The 14,816-nt window shown below is 68.7% G+C and carries 19 protein-coding genes; 9 read left to right on the forward strand and 10 right to left on the reverse strand.

Features of this window, described 5'->3' with window-relative positions; all coding sequences use genetic code 11:
• The first annotated feature begins 8 nt into the window (after positions 1 to 8).
• Positions 9 to 461 carry a YiiD C-terminal domain-containing protein gene (locus AC5Y3P_RS14405; protein WP_500046587.1) on the forward strand — a complete coding sequence of 151 codons (453 nt, stop codon included), beginning with the start codon at positions 9 to 11 and terminating at the stop codon, positions 459 to 461.
• A 12-nt stretch (positions 462 to 473) separates the two neighbouring features.
• On the opposite strand, the gene AC5Y3P_RS14410 is transcribed toward AC5Y3P_RS14405, so the two are convergent.
• The 3 genes from AC5Y3P_RS14410 to msrA all read right to left on the reverse strand — a co-directional run bounded on the left by AC5Y3P_RS14410 (position 474) and on the right by msrA (position 2,060).
• Positions 474 to 959: an SRPBCC family protein gene (locus AC5Y3P_RS14410; RefSeq protein ID WP_500046588.1), complete on the reverse strand. Its 486-nt coding sequence runs from the start codon at positions 957 to 959 to the stop codon at positions 474 to 476.
• A complete protein-coding gene (locus tag AC5Y3P_RS14415; protein WP_500046589.1) occupies positions 956 to 1,318 on the reverse strand; it encodes an ArsR/SmtB family transcription factor in 363 nt (120 codons plus the stop codon). Before AC5Y3P_RS14415 ends, AC5Y3P_RS14410 begins: the two co-directional genes overlap by 4 nt.
• Before the next feature lie 232 nt (positions 1,319 to 1,550).
• Positions 1,551 to 2,060, reverse strand: a complete 510-nt coding sequence (msrA, locus tag AC5Y3P_RS14420) for a peptide-methionine (S)-S-oxide reductase MsrA (RefSeq protein WP_500046590.1) — start codon at positions 2,058 to 2,060, stop codon at positions 1,551 to 1,553.
• A gap of 130 nt (positions 2,061 to 2,190) precedes the next feature.
• Here msrA and AC5Y3P_RS14425 point away from each other — a divergent pair, with 130 nt between their 5' ends.
• Together AC5Y3P_RS14425 and AC5Y3P_RS14430 are read left to right on the forward strand one after the other, a co-directional pair.
• Complete coding sequence (locus AC5Y3P_RS14425; RefSeq protein WP_500046591.1) at positions 2,191 to 2,697, forward strand: nuclear transport factor 2 family protein; 507 nt, start codon at positions 2,191 to 2,193, stop codon at positions 2,695 to 2,697.
• Positions 2,694 to 3,704, forward strand: coding sequence for an NAD-dependent epimerase/dehydratase family protein (locus AC5Y3P_RS14430; protein WP_500046592.1), 1,011 nt, complete (start codon positions 2,694 to 2,696; stop codon positions 3,702 to 3,704). Before AC5Y3P_RS14425 ends, AC5Y3P_RS14430 begins: the two co-directional genes overlap by 4 nt.
• 1 nt (position 3,705) lies before the next feature.
• Here AC5Y3P_RS14430 and AC5Y3P_RS14435 read toward each other — a convergent pair whose 3' ends face one another.
• Positions 3,706 to 4,176, reverse strand: a complete 471-nt coding sequence (locus tag AC5Y3P_RS14435; protein ID WP_500046593.1) for an SRPBCC family protein — start codon at positions 4,174 to 4,176, stop codon at positions 3,706 to 3,708.
• A gap of 47 nt (positions 4,177 to 4,223) precedes the next feature.
• On the opposite strand from AC5Y3P_RS14435, the gene AC5Y3P_RS14440 reads away from it, so the two are divergent.
• The gene (locus AC5Y3P_RS14440) at positions 4,224 to 4,601 is read left to right on the forward strand and encodes a DUF427 domain-containing protein (RefSeq protein WP_500046594.1); all 378 of its coding nucleotides are present in this window, start codon (positions 4,224 to 4,226) and stop codon (positions 4,599 to 4,601) included.
• On the opposite strand, the gene AC5Y3P_RS14445 is transcribed toward AC5Y3P_RS14440, so the two are convergent.
• Positions 4,591 to 4,995 carry a nuclear transport factor 2 family protein gene (locus AC5Y3P_RS14445; protein WP_500046595.1) on the reverse strand — a complete coding sequence of 135 codons (405 nt, stop codon included), beginning with the start codon at positions 4,993 to 4,995 and terminating at the stop codon, positions 4,591 to 4,593. The genes AC5Y3P_RS14440 and AC5Y3P_RS14445 overlap by 11 nt on opposite strands.
• 55 nt (positions 4,996 to 5,050) lie before the next feature.
• Between AC5Y3P_RS14445 and AC5Y3P_RS14450 the strand changes: the two genes are divergently transcribed.
• The 3 genes from AC5Y3P_RS14450 to AC5Y3P_RS14460 all read left to right on the forward strand — a co-directional run bounded on the left by AC5Y3P_RS14450 (position 5,051) and on the right by AC5Y3P_RS14460 (position 7,222).
• Positions 5,051 to 5,983, forward strand: a complete 933-nt coding sequence (locus AC5Y3P_RS14450; protein ID WP_500046596.1) for a DNA-3-methyladenine glycosylase family protein — start codon at positions 5,051 to 5,053, stop codon at positions 5,981 to 5,983.
• 114 nt (positions 5,984 to 6,097) lie between these two features.
• Positions 6,098 to 6,643 (forward strand): Dps family protein, encoded by a 546-nt coding sequence (locus AC5Y3P_RS14455; RefSeq protein WP_500046597.1) that lies wholly within the window; start codon positions 6,098 to 6,100, stop codon positions 6,641 to 6,643.
• Between the two features lie 141 nt (positions 6,644 to 6,784).
• Complete coding sequence (locus AC5Y3P_RS14460; RefSeq protein WP_500046598.1) at positions 6,785 to 7,222, forward strand: nitroreductase/quinone reductase family protein; 438 nt, start codon at positions 6,785 to 6,787, stop codon at positions 7,220 to 7,222.
• Positions 7,223 to 7,228: 6 nt separating this feature from the next.
• Here the strand turns inward: AC5Y3P_RS14460 and AC5Y3P_RS14465 are convergent, their stop codons facing one another.
• The 3 genes from AC5Y3P_RS14465 to AC5Y3P_RS14475 are packed head-to-tail and all read right to left on the reverse strand — an operon-like array spanning position 7,229 to position 9,272.
• Entirely contained in the window at positions 7,229 to 7,489 is a 261-nt protein-coding gene (locus tag AC5Y3P_RS14465) for an HPr family phosphocarrier protein (protein ID WP_500046599.1), read from the reverse strand.
• A 59-nt stretch (positions 7,490 to 7,548) separates the two neighbouring features.
• Positions 7,549 to 8,508, reverse strand: coding sequence for a 1-phosphofructokinase family hexose kinase (locus AC5Y3P_RS14470; RefSeq protein ID WP_500046600.1), 960 nt, complete (start codon positions 8,506 to 8,508; stop codon positions 7,549 to 7,551).
• Complete coding sequence (locus AC5Y3P_RS14475) at positions 8,505 to 9,272, reverse strand: DeoR/GlpR family DNA-binding transcription regulator (protein WP_500046601.1); 768 nt, start codon at positions 9,270 to 9,272, stop codon at positions 8,505 to 8,507. Before AC5Y3P_RS14475 ends, AC5Y3P_RS14470 begins: the two co-directional genes overlap by 4 nt.
• A gap of 41 nt (positions 9,273 to 9,313) precedes the next feature.
• On the opposite strand from AC5Y3P_RS14475, the gene ptsP reads away from it, so the two are divergent.
• Positions 9,314 to 11,065, forward strand: a complete 1,752-nt coding sequence (gene ptsP, locus AC5Y3P_RS14480) for a phosphoenolpyruvate--protein phosphotransferase (RefSeq protein WP_500046602.1) — start codon at positions 9,314 to 9,316, stop codon at positions 11,063 to 11,065.
• Between the two features lie 6 nt (positions 11,066 to 11,071).
• Here ptsP and AC5Y3P_RS14485 read toward each other — a convergent pair whose 3' ends face one another.
• On the reverse strand, positions 11,072 to 13,207 hold the full coding sequence (locus AC5Y3P_RS14485; RefSeq protein ID WP_500046603.1) for an FUSC family protein: 2,136 nt from the start codon (positions 13,205 to 13,207) through the stop codon (positions 11,072 to 11,074).
• Positions 13,207 to 13,767: a TetR/AcrR family transcriptional regulator gene (locus AC5Y3P_RS14490; protein WP_500046604.1), complete on the reverse strand. Its 561-nt coding sequence runs from the start codon at positions 13,765 to 13,767 to the stop codon at positions 13,207 to 13,209. The genes AC5Y3P_RS14485 and AC5Y3P_RS14490 overlap by 1 nt, the downstream gene beginning before the upstream one ends.
• Positions 13,768 to 14,158: 391 nt before the next feature.
• Between AC5Y3P_RS14490 and AC5Y3P_RS14495 the strand changes: the two genes are divergently transcribed.
• Positions 14,159 to 14,797: a TetR/AcrR family transcriptional regulator gene (locus AC5Y3P_RS14495; RefSeq protein WP_500046605.1), complete on the forward strand. Its 639-nt coding sequence runs from the start codon at positions 14,159 to 14,161 to the stop codon at positions 14,795 to 14,797.
• Positions 14,798 to 14,816 lie beyond the last annotated feature (19 nt).

The following is a 14,816-nucleotide window of genomic DNA, read 5'->3' on the forward strand; positions in this document are numbered from 1 at the left end:
TCGACGTCGTGACCGATTCGATCCTGGCCATGATGAACGAGCGCATGGCGACCACCATCCCGACCGCGCACCAGATGGGGGTGCGGATCGTCGAAGCTCGCCCCGGTTTCGCCGCGGCCACCGTGCCCGTGGAAGGCAACGGCAACCACTTCGGCGTGATCTACGCCGGCGTGCAGTTCACCGTCGCCGAGATCCTGGGCGGCATCATCGCGCTGTCATCCTTCGATGCCGGCAAGTACTTCCCGTTGGTCAAGAAACTCGACATCAAGTTCGTCGGGATGGCGACCACCGAGTTGCGCTCGGAAGCCACGCTGGACGACGAGTCGATCGCCCGAGTGGCCGCCGAGGCCGCCGAGCGCGGCAAGGCCGACTACGAACTCGACGCCGTGGTGACCGACGCCAACGGCCAGGTGGTGGCCACCACGCACGGCCTCTATCAGTTGCGCGCCCACCCGAAGTAGACCGGCTGGCGCTCAGCTGGTTTCGGTGAGCAACCGGTCGAGCTTGGCGTAGCCCTGGCACACGCCGTCCTCCATGCCGGAGGCCAGCCAGGCGTCGCGGCCCTCGAAGCTGTCGACCAAGGATTGGGCGTGCAGACGGGTGCGCCCGTCGCCGAGGTCTTCAAACCAGAGAGTCTCCAGCGCTACATCGTCGGGCATGCCCTCGAAGGTGAAGGTCTGCACGATCTTGTCCTCGCCGACGGTGTGGAAGCAGCCGCGGAAGCTGTAGTCCTCGCCGTCGCGGCTGGCCACATACCGCCAGGATCCGCCGTTGCGGACATCCCATTCCAGGATCTTGGTGTCCATGCCGTCGGGTCCGACCCAACGGGCGAACAACTCCGGATCGGTGTGGGCGCGCAGCACTTGTGCTGGCGTGGCTGCGAAGTCGCGGCTGATCCGGATGATCGGCAGTTTCTCGTCGGCGACGATCACGGCTTCGGATGCGGGGGTGGAGGTCATGACGCTTGTTCCCTTCCGGTTGACGTGGTGCGGGTCTCGGTTTCATTCAGTTCAGCCAGAACGGCGTCCAAACGGCGGTAGCGGTCCTCGGCCTGGCGGCGGTAGCGCTCAATCCATTTCGTCATCAGGTCGAAGACCTCGGCCCGTAGGTGCACCGGGCGGGTCTGGGCCTCGCGGCTGCGGGTCACCAGGCCGGCGTCCTCGAGCACCTTGAGGTGCTTGGACACTGCCTGGAGGCTGACGTCATAGGGCTCGGCCAGCTGGCTCACCGTGGCGTCGGCCGCCGTGAGGCGGGCGACGATGTCGCGGCGGATCGGATCGCCGAGGGCGGCGAACACCTTCGACAACTGGTCGTCCATCAGACTCCTCAACCGTTCGGTTGAATACAGCCTGCGCGCCAGCGGACATCGTTGTCAACCCTTTGGTTGAATTCGTGCCAACTGCTGCCGCTCTTCGGCCACTTACCCGCTCTGCGGGCCCGAAGATCGGAAAGGAGACGGCAGAGCGAAGACGGGCGCGGGTGGGAGATGGTAGAGCGGGAACCGTTTCGAGGGGAGGCCGTCGAGCGAAGACGGGCGCGGCCCGGCAGGCTCAGGCGCTGGCGCGCTTGGGCAGCTTCCAGTTCGGCCGCGGGTAGTGGCAGGTGTAGCCGTTGGGGATGCGCTCCAGATAGTCCTGGTGCTCGGGCTCCGCTTCCCAGAAATCGGTGGCCGGGGTGACCTCGGTGACCACCTTGCCCGGCCACAGTCCGGAGGCGTCGACGTCGGCGATGGTGTCCAGTGCGACGCGCTTTTGCTCCTCGTCGAGGTAGAAGATCGCCGAGCGGTACGAACTGCCGATGTCGTTGCCCTGCCGGTCCGTGGTGCTCGGATCGTGGATCTGGAAGAAGAACTCCAGGATGGCCCGGTAGTCGGTTTGACTTGGGTCGTAGTGGATTTCGATGGCCTCGGCGTGACCCGGGTGGTTGCGGTAGGTGGGATGGTCGTTGCTGCCGCCGGTGTAGCCGACGCGGGTCGAGATCACGCCGGGTTGCTTGCGGATCAGGTCCTGCATACCCCAGAAGCAGCCGCCGGCCAGGATCGCGGTGTGGCTCTCGGTCATCTGCACATCCCTTCCGCTGAACTTCTCTTCAGGTGCCGTGTTCCATTGTGCACGCCGGGCGCGGGGCCCCGGGGTCGCACAGACCTGAGACATGCTCGACAACACCTTTAGAACGTGTTCTAGTTTCAGGATGGGTACCGGGCACTTCAGCCGCGATGAATTGGCCGCGGCATTTGAGCAGTTCGAGGCGACCGTCGATCGGGCGGCCCGCGCCAAGGACTGGGACATCTGGGTCGAGCACTACACCGATGACGTGCTCTACATCGAACACGCGGCCGGCACCATGCGTGGCCGCGACGAGGTCCGGCCCTGGATCCAGCGCACCATGTCGACGTTTCCGGGCAGCCACATGACGGCGTTCCCGTCGCTGTGGCATGTGATCGACGAATCCACCGCCCGGGTGATCTGCGAACTGGACAACCCGATGCGCGACCCGGGTGACGGCACCATCATCAGCGCCACCAACATCTCCATCCTCAGCTACGCGGGTGACGGCAAATGGTGTCGGCAGGAAGACGTCTACAACCCGCTGCGGTTCGCCTCGGCCGCGGTCAAGTGGTGCCGCAAGGCCGCCGAGCTCGGCACCCTCGACGACGCCGCCGCGACCTGGCTGTCCAATTACGGAGCCGCCAAATGAGTCCGGTGCTGGTGTTGGGCGGCAACGGTTTCCTGGGTTCACACGTCACCCGGCAGCTGGTGGCGGCCGGCCACGACGTCCGGGTGATGGTGCGTGCCACTGCCGACACCACCAGCATCGACGACCTGGACGTAACCCGGTTCGTCGGCGACATCTTCGACCTGGACACCGTGCGCAAGGCGATGGCCGACTGCGACGTCGTCTACTACTGCGTGGTCGACACCCGGGCCTGGCTGCGCGACCCGGCCCCGCTGTTCCACACCAACGTCGAGGGTTTGCGCGGTGTGCTCGACGTGGCCGTCGAGGCGGCCCAGACGGGCGCGTTGCGCAAGTTCGTGTTCACCAGCAGCTACTCGACCGTCGGGCGCAAACGGGGCCGCGTCGCCACCGAAGACGACGTCGTCGACCCCCGCGGTTTGACCGCCTACGTCCGCTCCCGGGTGCAAGCCGAGGAGCTGGTGCTGCGCTACGCGCGTGAGCGCGGACTGCCCGCGGTCGCGATGTGCATCTCCACCACCTATGGCCGCGGCGACTACGGCATGACGCCGCACGGCGCCCTGATCGCCGGCACGGTGTTCGGCAAGCTGCCGTTCATGCTGGACCGGATCGAGTTGGAAGCCGTCGGGGTCGAGGACGCCGCCCGCGCGATGCTGCTGGCCGCCGAGCACGGCCGGAATGGGGAGCGCTACCTGATCTCGGAGCGAATGATCAGCAACCGCGAGGTGATCCAGATTGCTGCCGACGAGGTCGGTGTGCCGGCGCCGCGGCGCGCCATCCCGGTCCCGGTGCTGTACGCGATGGGCGCGTTCGGCTCGCTGCGGGCCCGGCTGCGCCGCACCGATGAACACCTGACCCTGCCGTCGGTGCGGTTGATGCGCGCCGAGGCGCCGGTCGACTGCAGCAAGGCGCGTCGGGAACTGGGTTGGCAGCCGCGCCCGGTCGAGGAGTCCGTGCGGGAAGCGGCCCAGTTCTGGTCGGCGCGCCGACGGGCGCGCAAACAGAAGTAGGTCAGTGCGCCTCGGCGCGGGCCTTCAGATTGGCCAAGGTGGCGGCCATGTGTTCGGCGTTGGCGGCATCCCGGTCCGGGACTCCGGTCAACAGGTGACCGATCTTGCGTAGCCACCACGGTCGCCGGTCCCACATGCTTTCGGTGACCTGGCAGCCGGTATCGGTCGGCGAGATCTCATAGCGCCAGTGCGCAATTGGGACCACCGTGCTGCTGACGTCCCAGGCGAACACCCGGCCCGGCTGCGCTTCGGTCACGGTGCAGGTCGTGGTCCAGGTCTTGGTGCCGTTGCGGTTGTCGCCCTTGAACACCGCGCCGGGCCGGGCGGTATCGCCCTTGGACCAGCGCATCGCGAAGGTCTCCGCGGCCAACTCGGCCAAGGTGGGCAGGTCGGTGATCAGCCCATAGACGGTGTCCGGGCTGGCAGCGATGTCGACTCCGGCCGACGTGGTCGGCGACGTTTGAGAGGCCATCAGGGCATCGTAGGGAATGCCCGGCTCGGTCCGCTGTTGCACCTCTCATGACCGAGCGTCCAGTACGGGAGCCTTCCGCCGAACATCCGATCACCGTCACGCCCACCGCAGGCCGGGTCGTGGTCACCGTGGCCGGTACCACCGTCGCCGACACCGTCGCTGCCTTGACCCTGCAGGAAGCGAGTTATCCAGCGGTGCAGTACGTTCCGCTCACCGACGTGCGGCGCGAAGTGATCACGCCGTCGTCGACCAGCAGCTACTGCCCGTACAAGGGTGAAGCCGGCTACTACTCGGTGCTGAGCGAATCCGCGACGGTGCCGGACGCCGCCTGGTTCTACGCCCAGCCCTACCCCGCGGTGGCCGCAATCGCCGGCCACCTGGCGTTCTACCCGGACAAAGCGCAGATCGAGGTCATCACGGAGTAGGCCCGAACGCCTCGGCCACCAGTCTGGTGTCGCCGTATTCGCGTAGCGACGTGATCAGCCCATCGCGGGTTTCGAACACGAACGCGATCGGGGTGTCATAGCGCACGCCCTCGGCCGTGACGCCGTCCGGGCGGGCTTCGATGATGACGTTCTCGCCCTCGTTGGTGCAGTGGATCAGGTCGAAGGTCAGGGTGATCCGCTCTTTGAGCCACTCGCTGAGCCGACGCAATTCGGCCTTGTTGCAGGTGCGACGGGACCAGTTGTTCCAGTAGGTGAAGTCGTCGCTGAGCAACTCGAAGCCCTCGTCGAGGTCGCCGTCGACGGTGAGGTTCTGCAGGAACATCCACCCAAGCTCGGACTGGGGATCGTCGAACGGCGTCGTCACGTATCCCATCCTGTCCCGACCGCAGAGCAAACGTCAACGAGGCGCGTCGGTGCCGGCCGCTAGCGTGGCACGGGTAGACACCACCGAACCGCTCACCCGCACCGTCACGTTCAGCGGGCCCGCCAGCCCGGGCGTGACGTTGGCCCCGCTGCGCCGCGGTCCGGGCGATCCCACCTTTCAGATCACCGCGGACCGCGCGATCTGGCGCACCAGTCTGCTCGACTCCGGACCCGTCACCGCTCGCATCGTGCGCGCCGGTCCGGCCGAGGTGCTGGTGCAGGCCTGGGGTAGCGGGGCGGGCGAGTTCGTCGAGGCCGCGCCCGCGCTGCTCGGGGTCGACGACGACTGGTCGGATTTCGCCCCGGCGGATCCGACGGTGGCTGTCGCCGCGCGCCGGGCCGCGCATCTGCGGTTGGGCCGCACCGGTCGGGTGCTGGAGGCGTTGATACCCGCCGTGATCGAGCAGCGAGTACCAGGTGCCGACGCGTTCCGGTCCTGGCGGCGGTTGGTCGGCACATACGGGTCGCCGGCTCCCGGCCCGGCGCCCGAACGAATGCGGGTGTTTCCGTCCGCGCAGACCTGGCTGCGCATCCCGTCCTGGGAGTTCCACCGCGCCAACGTCGATCCGGGCCGGGCCCGGACCGTGCTGGTGTGCGCGCGCCGAGCGCAGTCCCTGGAAAGACTCGTCGAGCGGGGCTCGGCGCAGGCCCAATCCGCGTTGACGGCGCTGCCGGGGGTGGGCGTCTGGACGGCGGCCGAGGTGGCCCAGCGGGCGTTCGGGGACCCCGATGCGCTCTCGGTCGGCGACTACCACGTTTCCACGATGATCGGCTGGACGCTGCTGGGCCACCCGGTCGACGACGCCGAGATGGTGCGGCTGCTCGAACCCATGCGGCCGCACCGGCACCGGGTGGTGCGGCTGCTCTACGTCAGCGGCCTGGCTCGTGAGCCGCGCCGCGGGCCGAGGCTGCCGGTGCAGGACATCGGCGCCAGGTAGCGGCCGCGGCGGCGGCACAGACCGCCCCGGGCCACATTGCCGTCCGGGAGTGACCTTCACCCCAGGCGTCGGCCGAGGAGTTTCGGGTGCCGATCGCTGGGTACACACCCCAGCATGTCCACCAATCACTACACGATTCCCGGCCTGACCGACAAGCAGAGTGCGCAGGCGGCTGAACTGCTGCAGCACCAGCTCAGCACGTACAACGACCTGCATCTGACGCTCAAACACATACACTGGAACGTGGTCGGCGCGAACTTCATCGGTGTGCACGAGATGATCGACCCGCAGGTCGAACTGGTCCGTGGCTACGCCGACGAGGTAGCCGAACGCATTGCCACACTGGGCTTCTCACCGGAAGGAACCCCCGGCGCGATCGTCCGCGACCGCGACTGGGACGACTATTCGGTGGGTCGAGACACCGTGCAAGCACATCTGGCGGCGCTGGACCTGGTCTACACCGGCGTCATCGAAGACGTGCGGCGCGGCATTTCGGACACCGAGGAACTCGATCCGGTCACCCAGGACATGCTGATCGGGCACGCCGCCGAACTGGAGAAGTTCCAGTGGTTCGTGCGCGCGCACCTGGAGAACAAGGGCGGCCAGCTCAAGCATGCGGGGAAGAAGACCGAGAAGTCCGCGGCCAGCAAGGCTCGCTAGGCCCTTGAGGTTCGCAGTACCCTGACCGCCGCAGCCCCGCTGTGGCGGTCAGGGTGTCTGGCGGTGTCCAGCTCGTCGCGCACCGCAGGCTCAATCCGTCGGTTTAGCGTTACAGCCAGCCCACCTGCAAGGAGGATTCGGATGCGGATACCTGATCGCGCGGCCGCAGCCGGCGCCTGGCTGCTGGAGAACGGCCACCGCGCCCTGCTCGCGCTCACCGGCGGCCGCTATCCACGCACCGTGATGGGCATGCTGACGTTGGAGTTGCACACGGTCGGCCGCAAGTCCGGCAAGCCGTACGCCAACCTGCTGACCAGCCCGGTGCACGACGAACACCGGATCGTGGTGGTCGCGTCCAAGGGTGGGCATCAAGACAATCCGGATTGGTACCAGAACGCGGTGGCCAACCCGGAGGTCACGGTGACCATCGACGGCGTCGAGCGGCCCGCTCGCGCGCGCACCGCCACGCCGGCCGAGCGGGCCGAACTGTGGCCGCAGGTGGTCGCCGCCTATTCGGGCTACGCGGGCTACCAGCGCAACACCGACCGCGAGATCCCGCTGCTGATCTGCGAGCTCTAAGGCGAGCTATTCGGCGTCCAGGTCCTGTTCCACCAGCGCTGCCACGGTGTCGACAGCACCGGCGTCGTCGGAGGAGACCGTGACCTGGGCGCCCTTGCCGGCGCCGAGGGTCATGATCATCAGCGCCGAGCCGGCGTCCACCGGGTCGCCGCCATCCATCGCCAAGGTGACTTCGGCTCCGGAGTTCTCCACCGCCTCGGCGATGATGGCCGCTGGACGAGCGTGCAGACCGACGGCCGAGCCGACGGTCACGGTCTTGCTGGGCATTACTCGAGTTCTCCTTGGCTGTCGCGGACGGTTGGGTGAAATTGCTGGCATCTAGATGTCTACTCGATCTGGAAGGCCCAAACCTTGGTTTGGGCCAGGTCGAGATCCTCGGGGTGCGGGAGTGCGGACCCGGGCAGGGCCGCGGCCGCGCTGCCGTAAGCCACCGCCATCTGCAGCCGTTCGGCGGGGTCCGCGCCGCCGATCTCGGCGCGCAGATAGCCGGCCAGCGAGGAATCCCCGGCACCGACTGTGCTCTTGGGCACGATCGGCGGCGGCGTCGCCAGCCACGCCCCGGTCGCGTCGACCAGCGCAGCCCCGGCCGCACCCAGGGTGACCAGCACGCTGTTGACGCCGCGGCGGACCAACTCGCCGGCGGCTTCCAGTACTGGACCCGGATCACCTTGCGCGAACGCATCTTCCAGCGCGGCCGCGGAAGCGCCGACCAGGCCGGCCAGCTCATCGGAGTTCGGTTTCATCAGATCGGGTGCCGCGGTGTCGAACCCGGCGGCCAACGCGGCCAGTGGGCCCTCGGAGGTGTCCACCGCAACCCGGCAGTCCAAGTCGGCCAGGTGTGCTACCAAGTCGGCGTAGAAACTCACCGGCAGACCGGGGGGCAGCGAACCGGAGAGCACCACCCACGCGGCGGACCTGGCCCGCTCGGTGAGGGCCGCGGTCAGATCAGCCAGTGCCGTGGCATCCAGCTCGGTTCCGGGCTCATTGAGTTTGGTTGTGGTGCCGTCTATTTCGGTGATTGCGAGGTTGGTGCGAACCTTGCCCCGGACGGCTACCGGCGCGGTGGGCACTCCGGACAGCACGGTCAGGAACGGGTCGTCGGGACTCACCGGCAGCACCGCCAGTGCCGGCACCCCGGCCCAGGTCAGGGCCCGCGCGACGTTGACGCCCTTGCCGCCGGCCTCGTCGGTCACCGAGGCGACCCGATGTACGGCGCCGCGGGTGAGCGGTGCGGTCAGCGTCACGGTGCGGTCGATGCTGGGGTTGGGCGTGAGGGTGACGATCATGCCAGCACCACTTCGACGCCGCCGTCGCGCAGGGCCCGGTGATCGGCGTCGCTGATCTCGGCGTCGGTGACCAGCGCGTCGACCTGCTCGATGCTGGCGAAGCTGACCAGATCCTCGCGGCCGATCTTCGACGAGTCAGCGACCACCACAACATAATTGGCACACGCTGCCATGGCGCGCTTGACCGCAGCTTCCTCGACGTCGGGGGTGGACAGACCGTGCCGCAAACTCAGTCCGTTGGTGCCCAGGAATGCGACGTCGAGCCGCAGCGTGCCCAACTCGCGCAGCGCCGACTCGCCGACCACGGCCTGGGTCAGACCCCGCACCCGCCCGCCGAGCACATGCAACGTCACAGACGGCAGCGCGGCCAACCGTGCTGCGATCGGCACCGCGTTGGTGACCACGACCAGCTCGCGATCGCCGGGCAGCGCAGCGGCCACCCGGGCCGTGGTGGTGCCGGCGTCGAACAACACGCTGGCGCCGGAGAGCGGGAGGAATTCCAACGCGGCCCGGGCGATGGCGTCCTTGGCGGCCGACCGGGTGCCCTCCCGTTCGGCGATGCCGGGCTCGACGCCCGGCAGGGCGCGGGCCGGGACCGCACCGCCGTGCACGCGACGCAGCACGCCACTGCGGTCGAGCACCGCCAGGTCGCGGCGGACCGTCTCGGTGGTGACCGCGAAGGCCTCGGCGAGCTCGGTCACCGAGGCCCGGCCGCGGGACAGCACCAACTCCGCAATGGCTTGCTGACGCTCTTCGGGATACATCGGACTCCGGTCGGGTGGCATCCCACAGCGGGAATGTTGATATGTGTGGTTTTACGCTTGAACGTGTTGCGTTGTCAAGGATTCGTTGTAATGTTCCTCACATGACCTCTCCTGCCGGAAACCCCTCGCTGACCGCGCTGACCGGGGTGCCGGTGGTGCCCGGCGTGGGCTACGGCCCGGTGATCCGACCGGGCCGCGCACCCGCGCTCGACGGTCTCGACGCGCTGCCGGAGATCGCCGAACCGGACCGGGACGCCGAGTCCGCCCGCTTCGACACCGCGGCCGGAAAGGTTGCGCAACGGCTGCGGGACCGCTCCGGAGCCGCGCACGGCGTGGCCGCCGAGGTGCTGGCCGCCACCGCCCAACTGGCGCAGGACAAGGCCTGGCTGGGGGCTGCACGCAAGCGGATCGGGCAGGGTCAACCCGCGGTGCGGGCCACCGTCGAGGCTGTTGAGCAGTTCGTCGAGATGTTCACCAAGATGGGCGGTTTGATGGCCGAGCGGGTGACCGACCTGCGCGACATCCGCGATCGGGTGGTGGCGGAACTGACCGGCGCACCGGAGCCGGGGGTTCCGGTGCCCGACGTCCCGTCCATCCTGTGCGCCGAGGATCTGGCCCCGGCCGACACCGCGGGCCTGGATCCGGCGCTGATCGTCGGTCTGGCCACCACCCTGGGCGGTCCCACCAGCCACACCGCGATCATCGCCCGGCAGCTGGCGATCCCGTGCGTGGTCGCCGTCGAGGGTCTGACCGACGTCGCGGCCGGCGCCACGGTGCTGATCGACGGCACCCGCGGCACCGTGACGGTGGACCCGGACCCGGCGCAGGCCGCCGCCGCGGTGGAACGGGCCAAGGCGGACGCCATCGCGACCGCCAACTGGGCCGGCCCGGGCGCCACCGCCGACGGTCATCCGGTGGCGGTGCTGGCCAATGTGCAAGACGGTGCCGCGGCCCGGGCGGCCCGGCAGACACCGGCGGAGGGCATCGGTCTGTTCCGCACCGAACTGTGTTTCTTGAACACCGACAGCGAGCCCACGGTCGAGGAACAGGCCCGGATCTACGCCGAGGTGCTCGACGCGTTCGCCGGACACAAGGTGGTGGTGCGAACCCTGGACGCCGGGTCGGACAAACCGCTGAAGTTCGCCAACAGTCCCGATGAGGCCAACCCGGCGCTCGGTGTGCGCGGTATCCGGACCTCGTTCCACAACCCGGGGCTACTCGAGCATCAGCTGGCCGGTATCGCCGCGGCGGCCGCGCAGACCGGCACCGCACCGTGGGTGATGGCGCCGATGATCGCCACGCCGGACGAGGCTCGCGACTTCGCCGCCCAGACCCGCGCCCACGGTTTGGTGCCCGGCGTGATGATCGAGGTGCCGGCGGCCGCGCTGCTGGCCGAACGGATCCTGGAACACGTCGACTTTCTGTCGATCGGCACCAACGACTTGGCCCAGTACACGATGGCCGCCGACCGGATGTCGGCCGAACTGGCCACGCTCACCGACCCGTGGCAGCCCGGGGTGCTGGCCCTGGTTGCCTTGACCGCCAAAGCCGGTGTGGCGGTGGACAAACCGGTCGGTGTCTGCGGTGAGGCGGCGGCCGATCCGCTGCTGGCCTGCGTGCTGGTGGGGATGGGCATCACGTCGTTGTCGGCCGCGGCCGCCGCGATCAGCGGGGTGGGGGCCAAGCTGGCTTCGGTCAGCCTGGCGCAGTGCCAGGAAGCGGCCGCGGCGGTGTTGCGCACCGCCGGTGCCGGCGAGGCGCGGGCGGCCGCACTGCAGATCCTGGACGGCTGACCGGCCTCACCGACCGGCGCTGTTGGCGGGCTCGGGATCGGGTGCCGGATAAAGGAATTCGAGCTCACCGAGCTGGGCGGCCGCAGTGACCAGCGGCAGCGCATCGGCCACCGGGTCGGGCGCCGACGCGGCTTCGGCGCGCAGCGCTGCGACGAACTGATCGGCGAGCAGCGCACCGGCCAGCGGCTCCTTGGTGCGCCCCGACATCCGATCGCACACCAACGCGGTGTGTGCGGCCAGCACATCGCGAATCCCCGGATAGGAACCCGGGGAGGGCAGCGTGGCGATGTCGGCCATCTGGTCGGCCGCGGCCCGCAGTCGCGCGGCCCGGTTGGCCCGCCGGATCACCGGGGCGCGCCGATCGATCGCCGCGACACTTTCGGAAAGGTATTGGCGCACCGCGTTGTCCAGGGTGCGAGCCGCCGTCAGCGCAGCATGGCTGCGCTGCTCGACCAGGGCCGCGCTGCCGCCACGGGTGAACCGGGCCAGCGCCGCATCCAGATAATCGACGCCGACCAGGAACGCGGCGCGGGTGGCCGCCGCGATGGCGTCGCCGGATCCGCGCGGCCACAGCAGCAGCGACACCACCAACCCCACGGCGCCGCCGACCACGATGTCCTCGATGCGGACCAAACCGACCTGCCAGCCGACCGGATCGTTGAGGTTGAACACGATCAAAACCAGCATGGTGAACGCGGCCTGGCCGGCCCAGAACGACGCCACCTCCGGGACGTAGGCAGCCACGAATGCCACGATCGGCAAGACGATCCACAGCACCACCGGATCCACCCCGAGCAGTTCGATCAGCACCGCTCCGATCAGAAAACCCAGCACCGTCCCGAGCACCGCGCGCAGCACCTTGGTCCCGGTGGTCAGTGCGCTGCTGCGCAGCACCGACATCGCCGCCAGCACCACCCAGAAGCCGTGCTCGACCGGAAACCACTCGGTGGTCGCGACCGCCAGGGCCAAACCCAGGCCGGTCCGCAGACTGTTGCGCACCACCACCGCGCGGGTGGCCAGATAGCCGGCCGGGAGCGCGGCCAGTGCCTGCCGCTCGGACAGCACCCGCGCGGCCGCCCCGGATTCCGGCAGATCGCGGCCCAGCACCCGCATCAGTACCGGCCGGGCGTCGGCTGCGGCCGCATCGGCGATGACCCGTCCGGTCACCCCGACCGTGGCACCGAACGTGCGTCGGCTCAGCAACCGCTCACCGGCCCGCAGTGCCGCGTCGTCGTCGGGCTCCTGCAAGATCTCGGCGATGTCTTCGCGGTAGCGCCCCTGCGCGACGGCGCGCAGTTCGGCCCGGGCCGCGTCGAGTTCGGCCCGCGCGACCGCTCGGTCGCCGACCGGTTCGGTGCGCAGCAGCCGTGCGTTGGCGCGCAGCACCCGCACCGCGGGATCGCGCATCACCCCCAGCATGGCGGCGGTGTCGTCGTCGACGCGGTCGCACAGCCAGCCCAAGTCGTCGACCACCCGCACCAAGGCGCGGCTGCCCGCGGTGAAACCGACTGGGCGGTAGTCACTTCCCAGATAGTGCGCGTAGAGCGCGTTCATCGCGGCATTGACTTCCTTGGCGGTGGCGACGCCGTCGAGCCGGCGGGCCAACGCGGCGCAGACCTGCCCGGCGTGCCGACGCAGATCGTCATGGTGGCGCGGCGGCAGGATGAACAACGCCGCCGGTACGCACACGCACAGCGCCACCAGCCACCCCAGCAGCCGCTCGTCGATCGGGCCGACCGGGGTGCAGGCCGGCAGCACGAACATCATCAGGGTGGCGCGGCGGGCCGCGGCGATCGCGGTGCTGAGCACCCCGGCGAAGGTCACCGTGACACCGAGCACGAACATCACCGTGACGGCGAGCACGGGCTGCAGCGACACCCAGGTGCCGAGTGCGATCAGGGCCGCGCCGATGACCCCCAGCCCGGCGTAGCCGACCGCGCGCCCGGCCCGGTTGCCGGGAAAGTCCACCACGATCAGCAGTGCGATTGCACCGAAGATGGCATACATCGGGGTCTGTGCTCCGCCGAAGGTGAAACCGATCGCGGCCGCCACCGGAATCATCAACCCGGCGCGGGCCGCTCGCCGCAGGGCGTCCAGCTCGGGGTCGCGGGATTCGACGACGTCGAGCAGGCGGCGCAGCATTACCGCGGGGCGGTGGTGAACAGTCCGGAGTCGAGGCCGTTGAGCATCTGATCACCGATCCAGGCCAGCACCTCCGGATCCCTGGGCAGTGTGCACTGCTCGTACCCGACCACTATGTACACCGCCCAGCTGGCGAACAGGTGCGCCTGGCGGTCGTCGCCCAGGATCTCCCGGGCCGCATCATGGAGCACCTCGTAGCGCTGTCGGTCGACCTCGATCTGCGCAGCGCGCACCGTGGCGTCAATTGAGCTCCAGGACCGGATCGCGGCCTCGGCGCCGTGCGGCAGGGTCAACGCGATTTGGGTGACCTTGGCGATCCGGGTGCGCGGATCGGGTTCGGTGCGCAGCCGCGGCACCCGCTCCTCGGTCACCCCTTTGACCCAGTTGGCGATCAGTTCATTGGTGAACGCCGACCAGCTGGGGAAGTAGTGATAGAAGGAGCCGGTCGTCACACCCAGTCTGCTGCAGACCTCGGCCAGCTTCAGACCTCCGTAACTGAGATCGGCGAGCACGTCGAGGCCAGTCTGGAAGTACGCCTCCCGTGATGCGACCGTGGCCATGACTTGGCACCCTAATTCGGTTGTGGGGCTGTCCGCATCTCCCTGTTGACATGCAAGATCGCTGGCAAATGCAACTGTTCGAGGTGGCAAACTTCCTTTTCGGATTAGTCGTTGTCTTGTCAACATTTCTGCCGGCGGCGGCAGCCTGCCGGGGCTGGGCGTCCGGCATGACGGTAGGCGCGAACGACGCGCATTCACCATGGTTATGAGTCCGACAGCGGCTGATCGCCGGCTGGGACCGTCGCCGCTCAATGCAGATCTGGGGTAATTTATGCGGCATTGGTGACGAAATTCGTAGTTGCTCGTGCAATCACGTGGGAGTTCGCTCGCAAATGTTCGGCGCGAGTGGACACTGCGTTGACCGGAGCCCCGGATGTGGCAGGATTGAACTGTGCCGCACACCGCCAAGAGGGGACCGGGTAGACCCCCGGCAGCCAAGGCGGCGGAAACCCGCGCACGGATCGTGCGCGCGGCTCGCGAAGTCTTCAGCGAACTCGGTTACGACGCGGCGACCTTCCAGGAGATCGCGGTGCGGGCGGATTTGACCCGGCCCGCGATCAACCATTACTTCGCCAACAAGCAGATCCTCTACCACGAGGTGGTGGCGCGCACCTACGCGTTGGTGGTGGCGGCCGGCGCCGAACAGGCGCAGCAGGCCACCACGCTGGTGGGACGGCTCCGCGCGTTCATCGCCGCCGCCGTGCAGGCCGACTCGGCCGATCGGTCAGCGGCCGCGTTCCTGGTCACCGCGATCATGGAGTCCCAGCGGCATCCCGAGCTGAGCCAGTCTCAGAACGATTCGCTGGAGGGCACCCGGCTGTTCGTCCGCTGGGCGGTGAACGAGGCCATCGAATCCGGCGAGCTGGTCGCCGACGGCGACGTCGATGCCCTGGTCGAGATGCTGGTGGCGATGCTGTGGGGGATGGGCTTCTACGCCGGTTTCGTCGGGGACCATCAGGACCTCGAACGCATCACCGATCAGTTCGAGCAGTTGCTCGAGCAGCGGTTGTGGCGGCTCGAGCGCAAGTAGCGCATAGCCTGCCTAATTG

The organism is Mycobacterium sp. NGS45 (genome assembly GCF_059812645.1).

What these genes read in the sequence shown, in the direction of transcription:
- AC5Y3P_RS14410 (WP_500046588.1), bottom strand. Translation starts at nt 959, where the DNA reads ATGACCTCCACCCCCGCATCCGAAGCCGTGATCGTCGCCGACGAGAAA.
- AC5Y3P_RS14415 (WP_500046589.1), bottom strand. Translation starts at nt 1,318, where the DNA reads ATGGACGACCAGTTGTCGAAGGTGTTCGCCGCCCTCGGCGATCCGATC.
- msrA (WP_500046590.1), bottom strand. Translation starts at nt 2,060, where the DNA reads ATGACCGAGAGCCACACCGCGATCCTGGCCGGCGGCTGCTTCTGGGGT.
- AC5Y3P_RS14425 (WP_500046591.1), top strand. Translation starts at nt 2,191, where the DNA reads ATGGGTACCGGGCACTTCAGCCGCGATGAATTGGCCGCGGCATTTGAG.
- AC5Y3P_RS14430 (WP_500046592.1), top strand. Translation starts at nt 2,694, where the DNA reads ATGAGTCCGGTGCTGGTGTTGGGCGGCAACGGTTTCCTGGGTTCACAC.
- AC5Y3P_RS14435 (WP_500046593.1), bottom strand. Translation starts at nt 4,176, where the DNA reads ATGGCCTCTCAAACGTCGCCGACCACGTCGGCCGGAGTCGACATCGCT.
- AC5Y3P_RS14440 (WP_500046594.1), top strand. Translation starts at nt 4,224, where the DNA reads ATGACCGAGCGTCCAGTACGGGAGCCTTCCGCCGAACATCCGATCACC.
- AC5Y3P_RS14445 (WP_500046595.1), bottom strand. Translation starts at nt 4,995, where the DNA reads ATGGGATACGTGACGACGCCGTTCGACGATCCCCAGTCCGAGCTTGGG.
- AC5Y3P_RS14455 (WP_500046597.1), top strand. Translation starts at nt 6,098, where the DNA reads ATGTCCACCAATCACTACACGATTCCCGGCCTGACCGACAAGCAGAGT.
- AC5Y3P_RS14460 (WP_500046598.1), top strand. Translation starts at nt 6,785, where the DNA reads ATGCGGATACCTGATCGCGCGGCCGCAGCCGGCGCCTGGCTGCTGGAG.
- AC5Y3P_RS14465 (WP_500046599.1), bottom strand. Translation starts at nt 7,489, where the DNA reads ATGCCCAGCAAGACCGTGACCGTCGGCTCGGCCGTCGGTCTGCACGCT.
- AC5Y3P_RS14470 (WP_500046600.1), bottom strand. Translation starts at nt 8,508, where the DNA reads ATGATCGTCACCCTCACGCCCAACCCCAGCATCGACCGCACCGTGACG.
- AC5Y3P_RS14475 (WP_500046601.1), bottom strand. Translation starts at nt 9,272, where the DNA reads ATGTATCCCGAAGAGCGTCAGCAAGCCATTGCGGAGTTGGTGCTGTCC.
- ptsP (WP_500046602.1), top strand. Translation starts at nt 9,314, where the DNA reads ATGTGTGGTTTTACGCTTGAACGTGTTGCGTTGTCAAGGATTCGTTGT.
- AC5Y3P_RS14485 (WP_500046603.1), bottom strand. Translation starts at nt 13,207, where the DNA reads ATGCTGCGCCGCCTGCTCGACGTCGTCGAATCCCGCGACCCCGAGCTG.
- AC5Y3P_RS14490 (WP_500046604.1), bottom strand. Translation starts at nt 13,767, where the DNA reads ATGGCCACGGTCGCATCACGGGAGGCGTACTTCCAGACTGGCCTCGAC.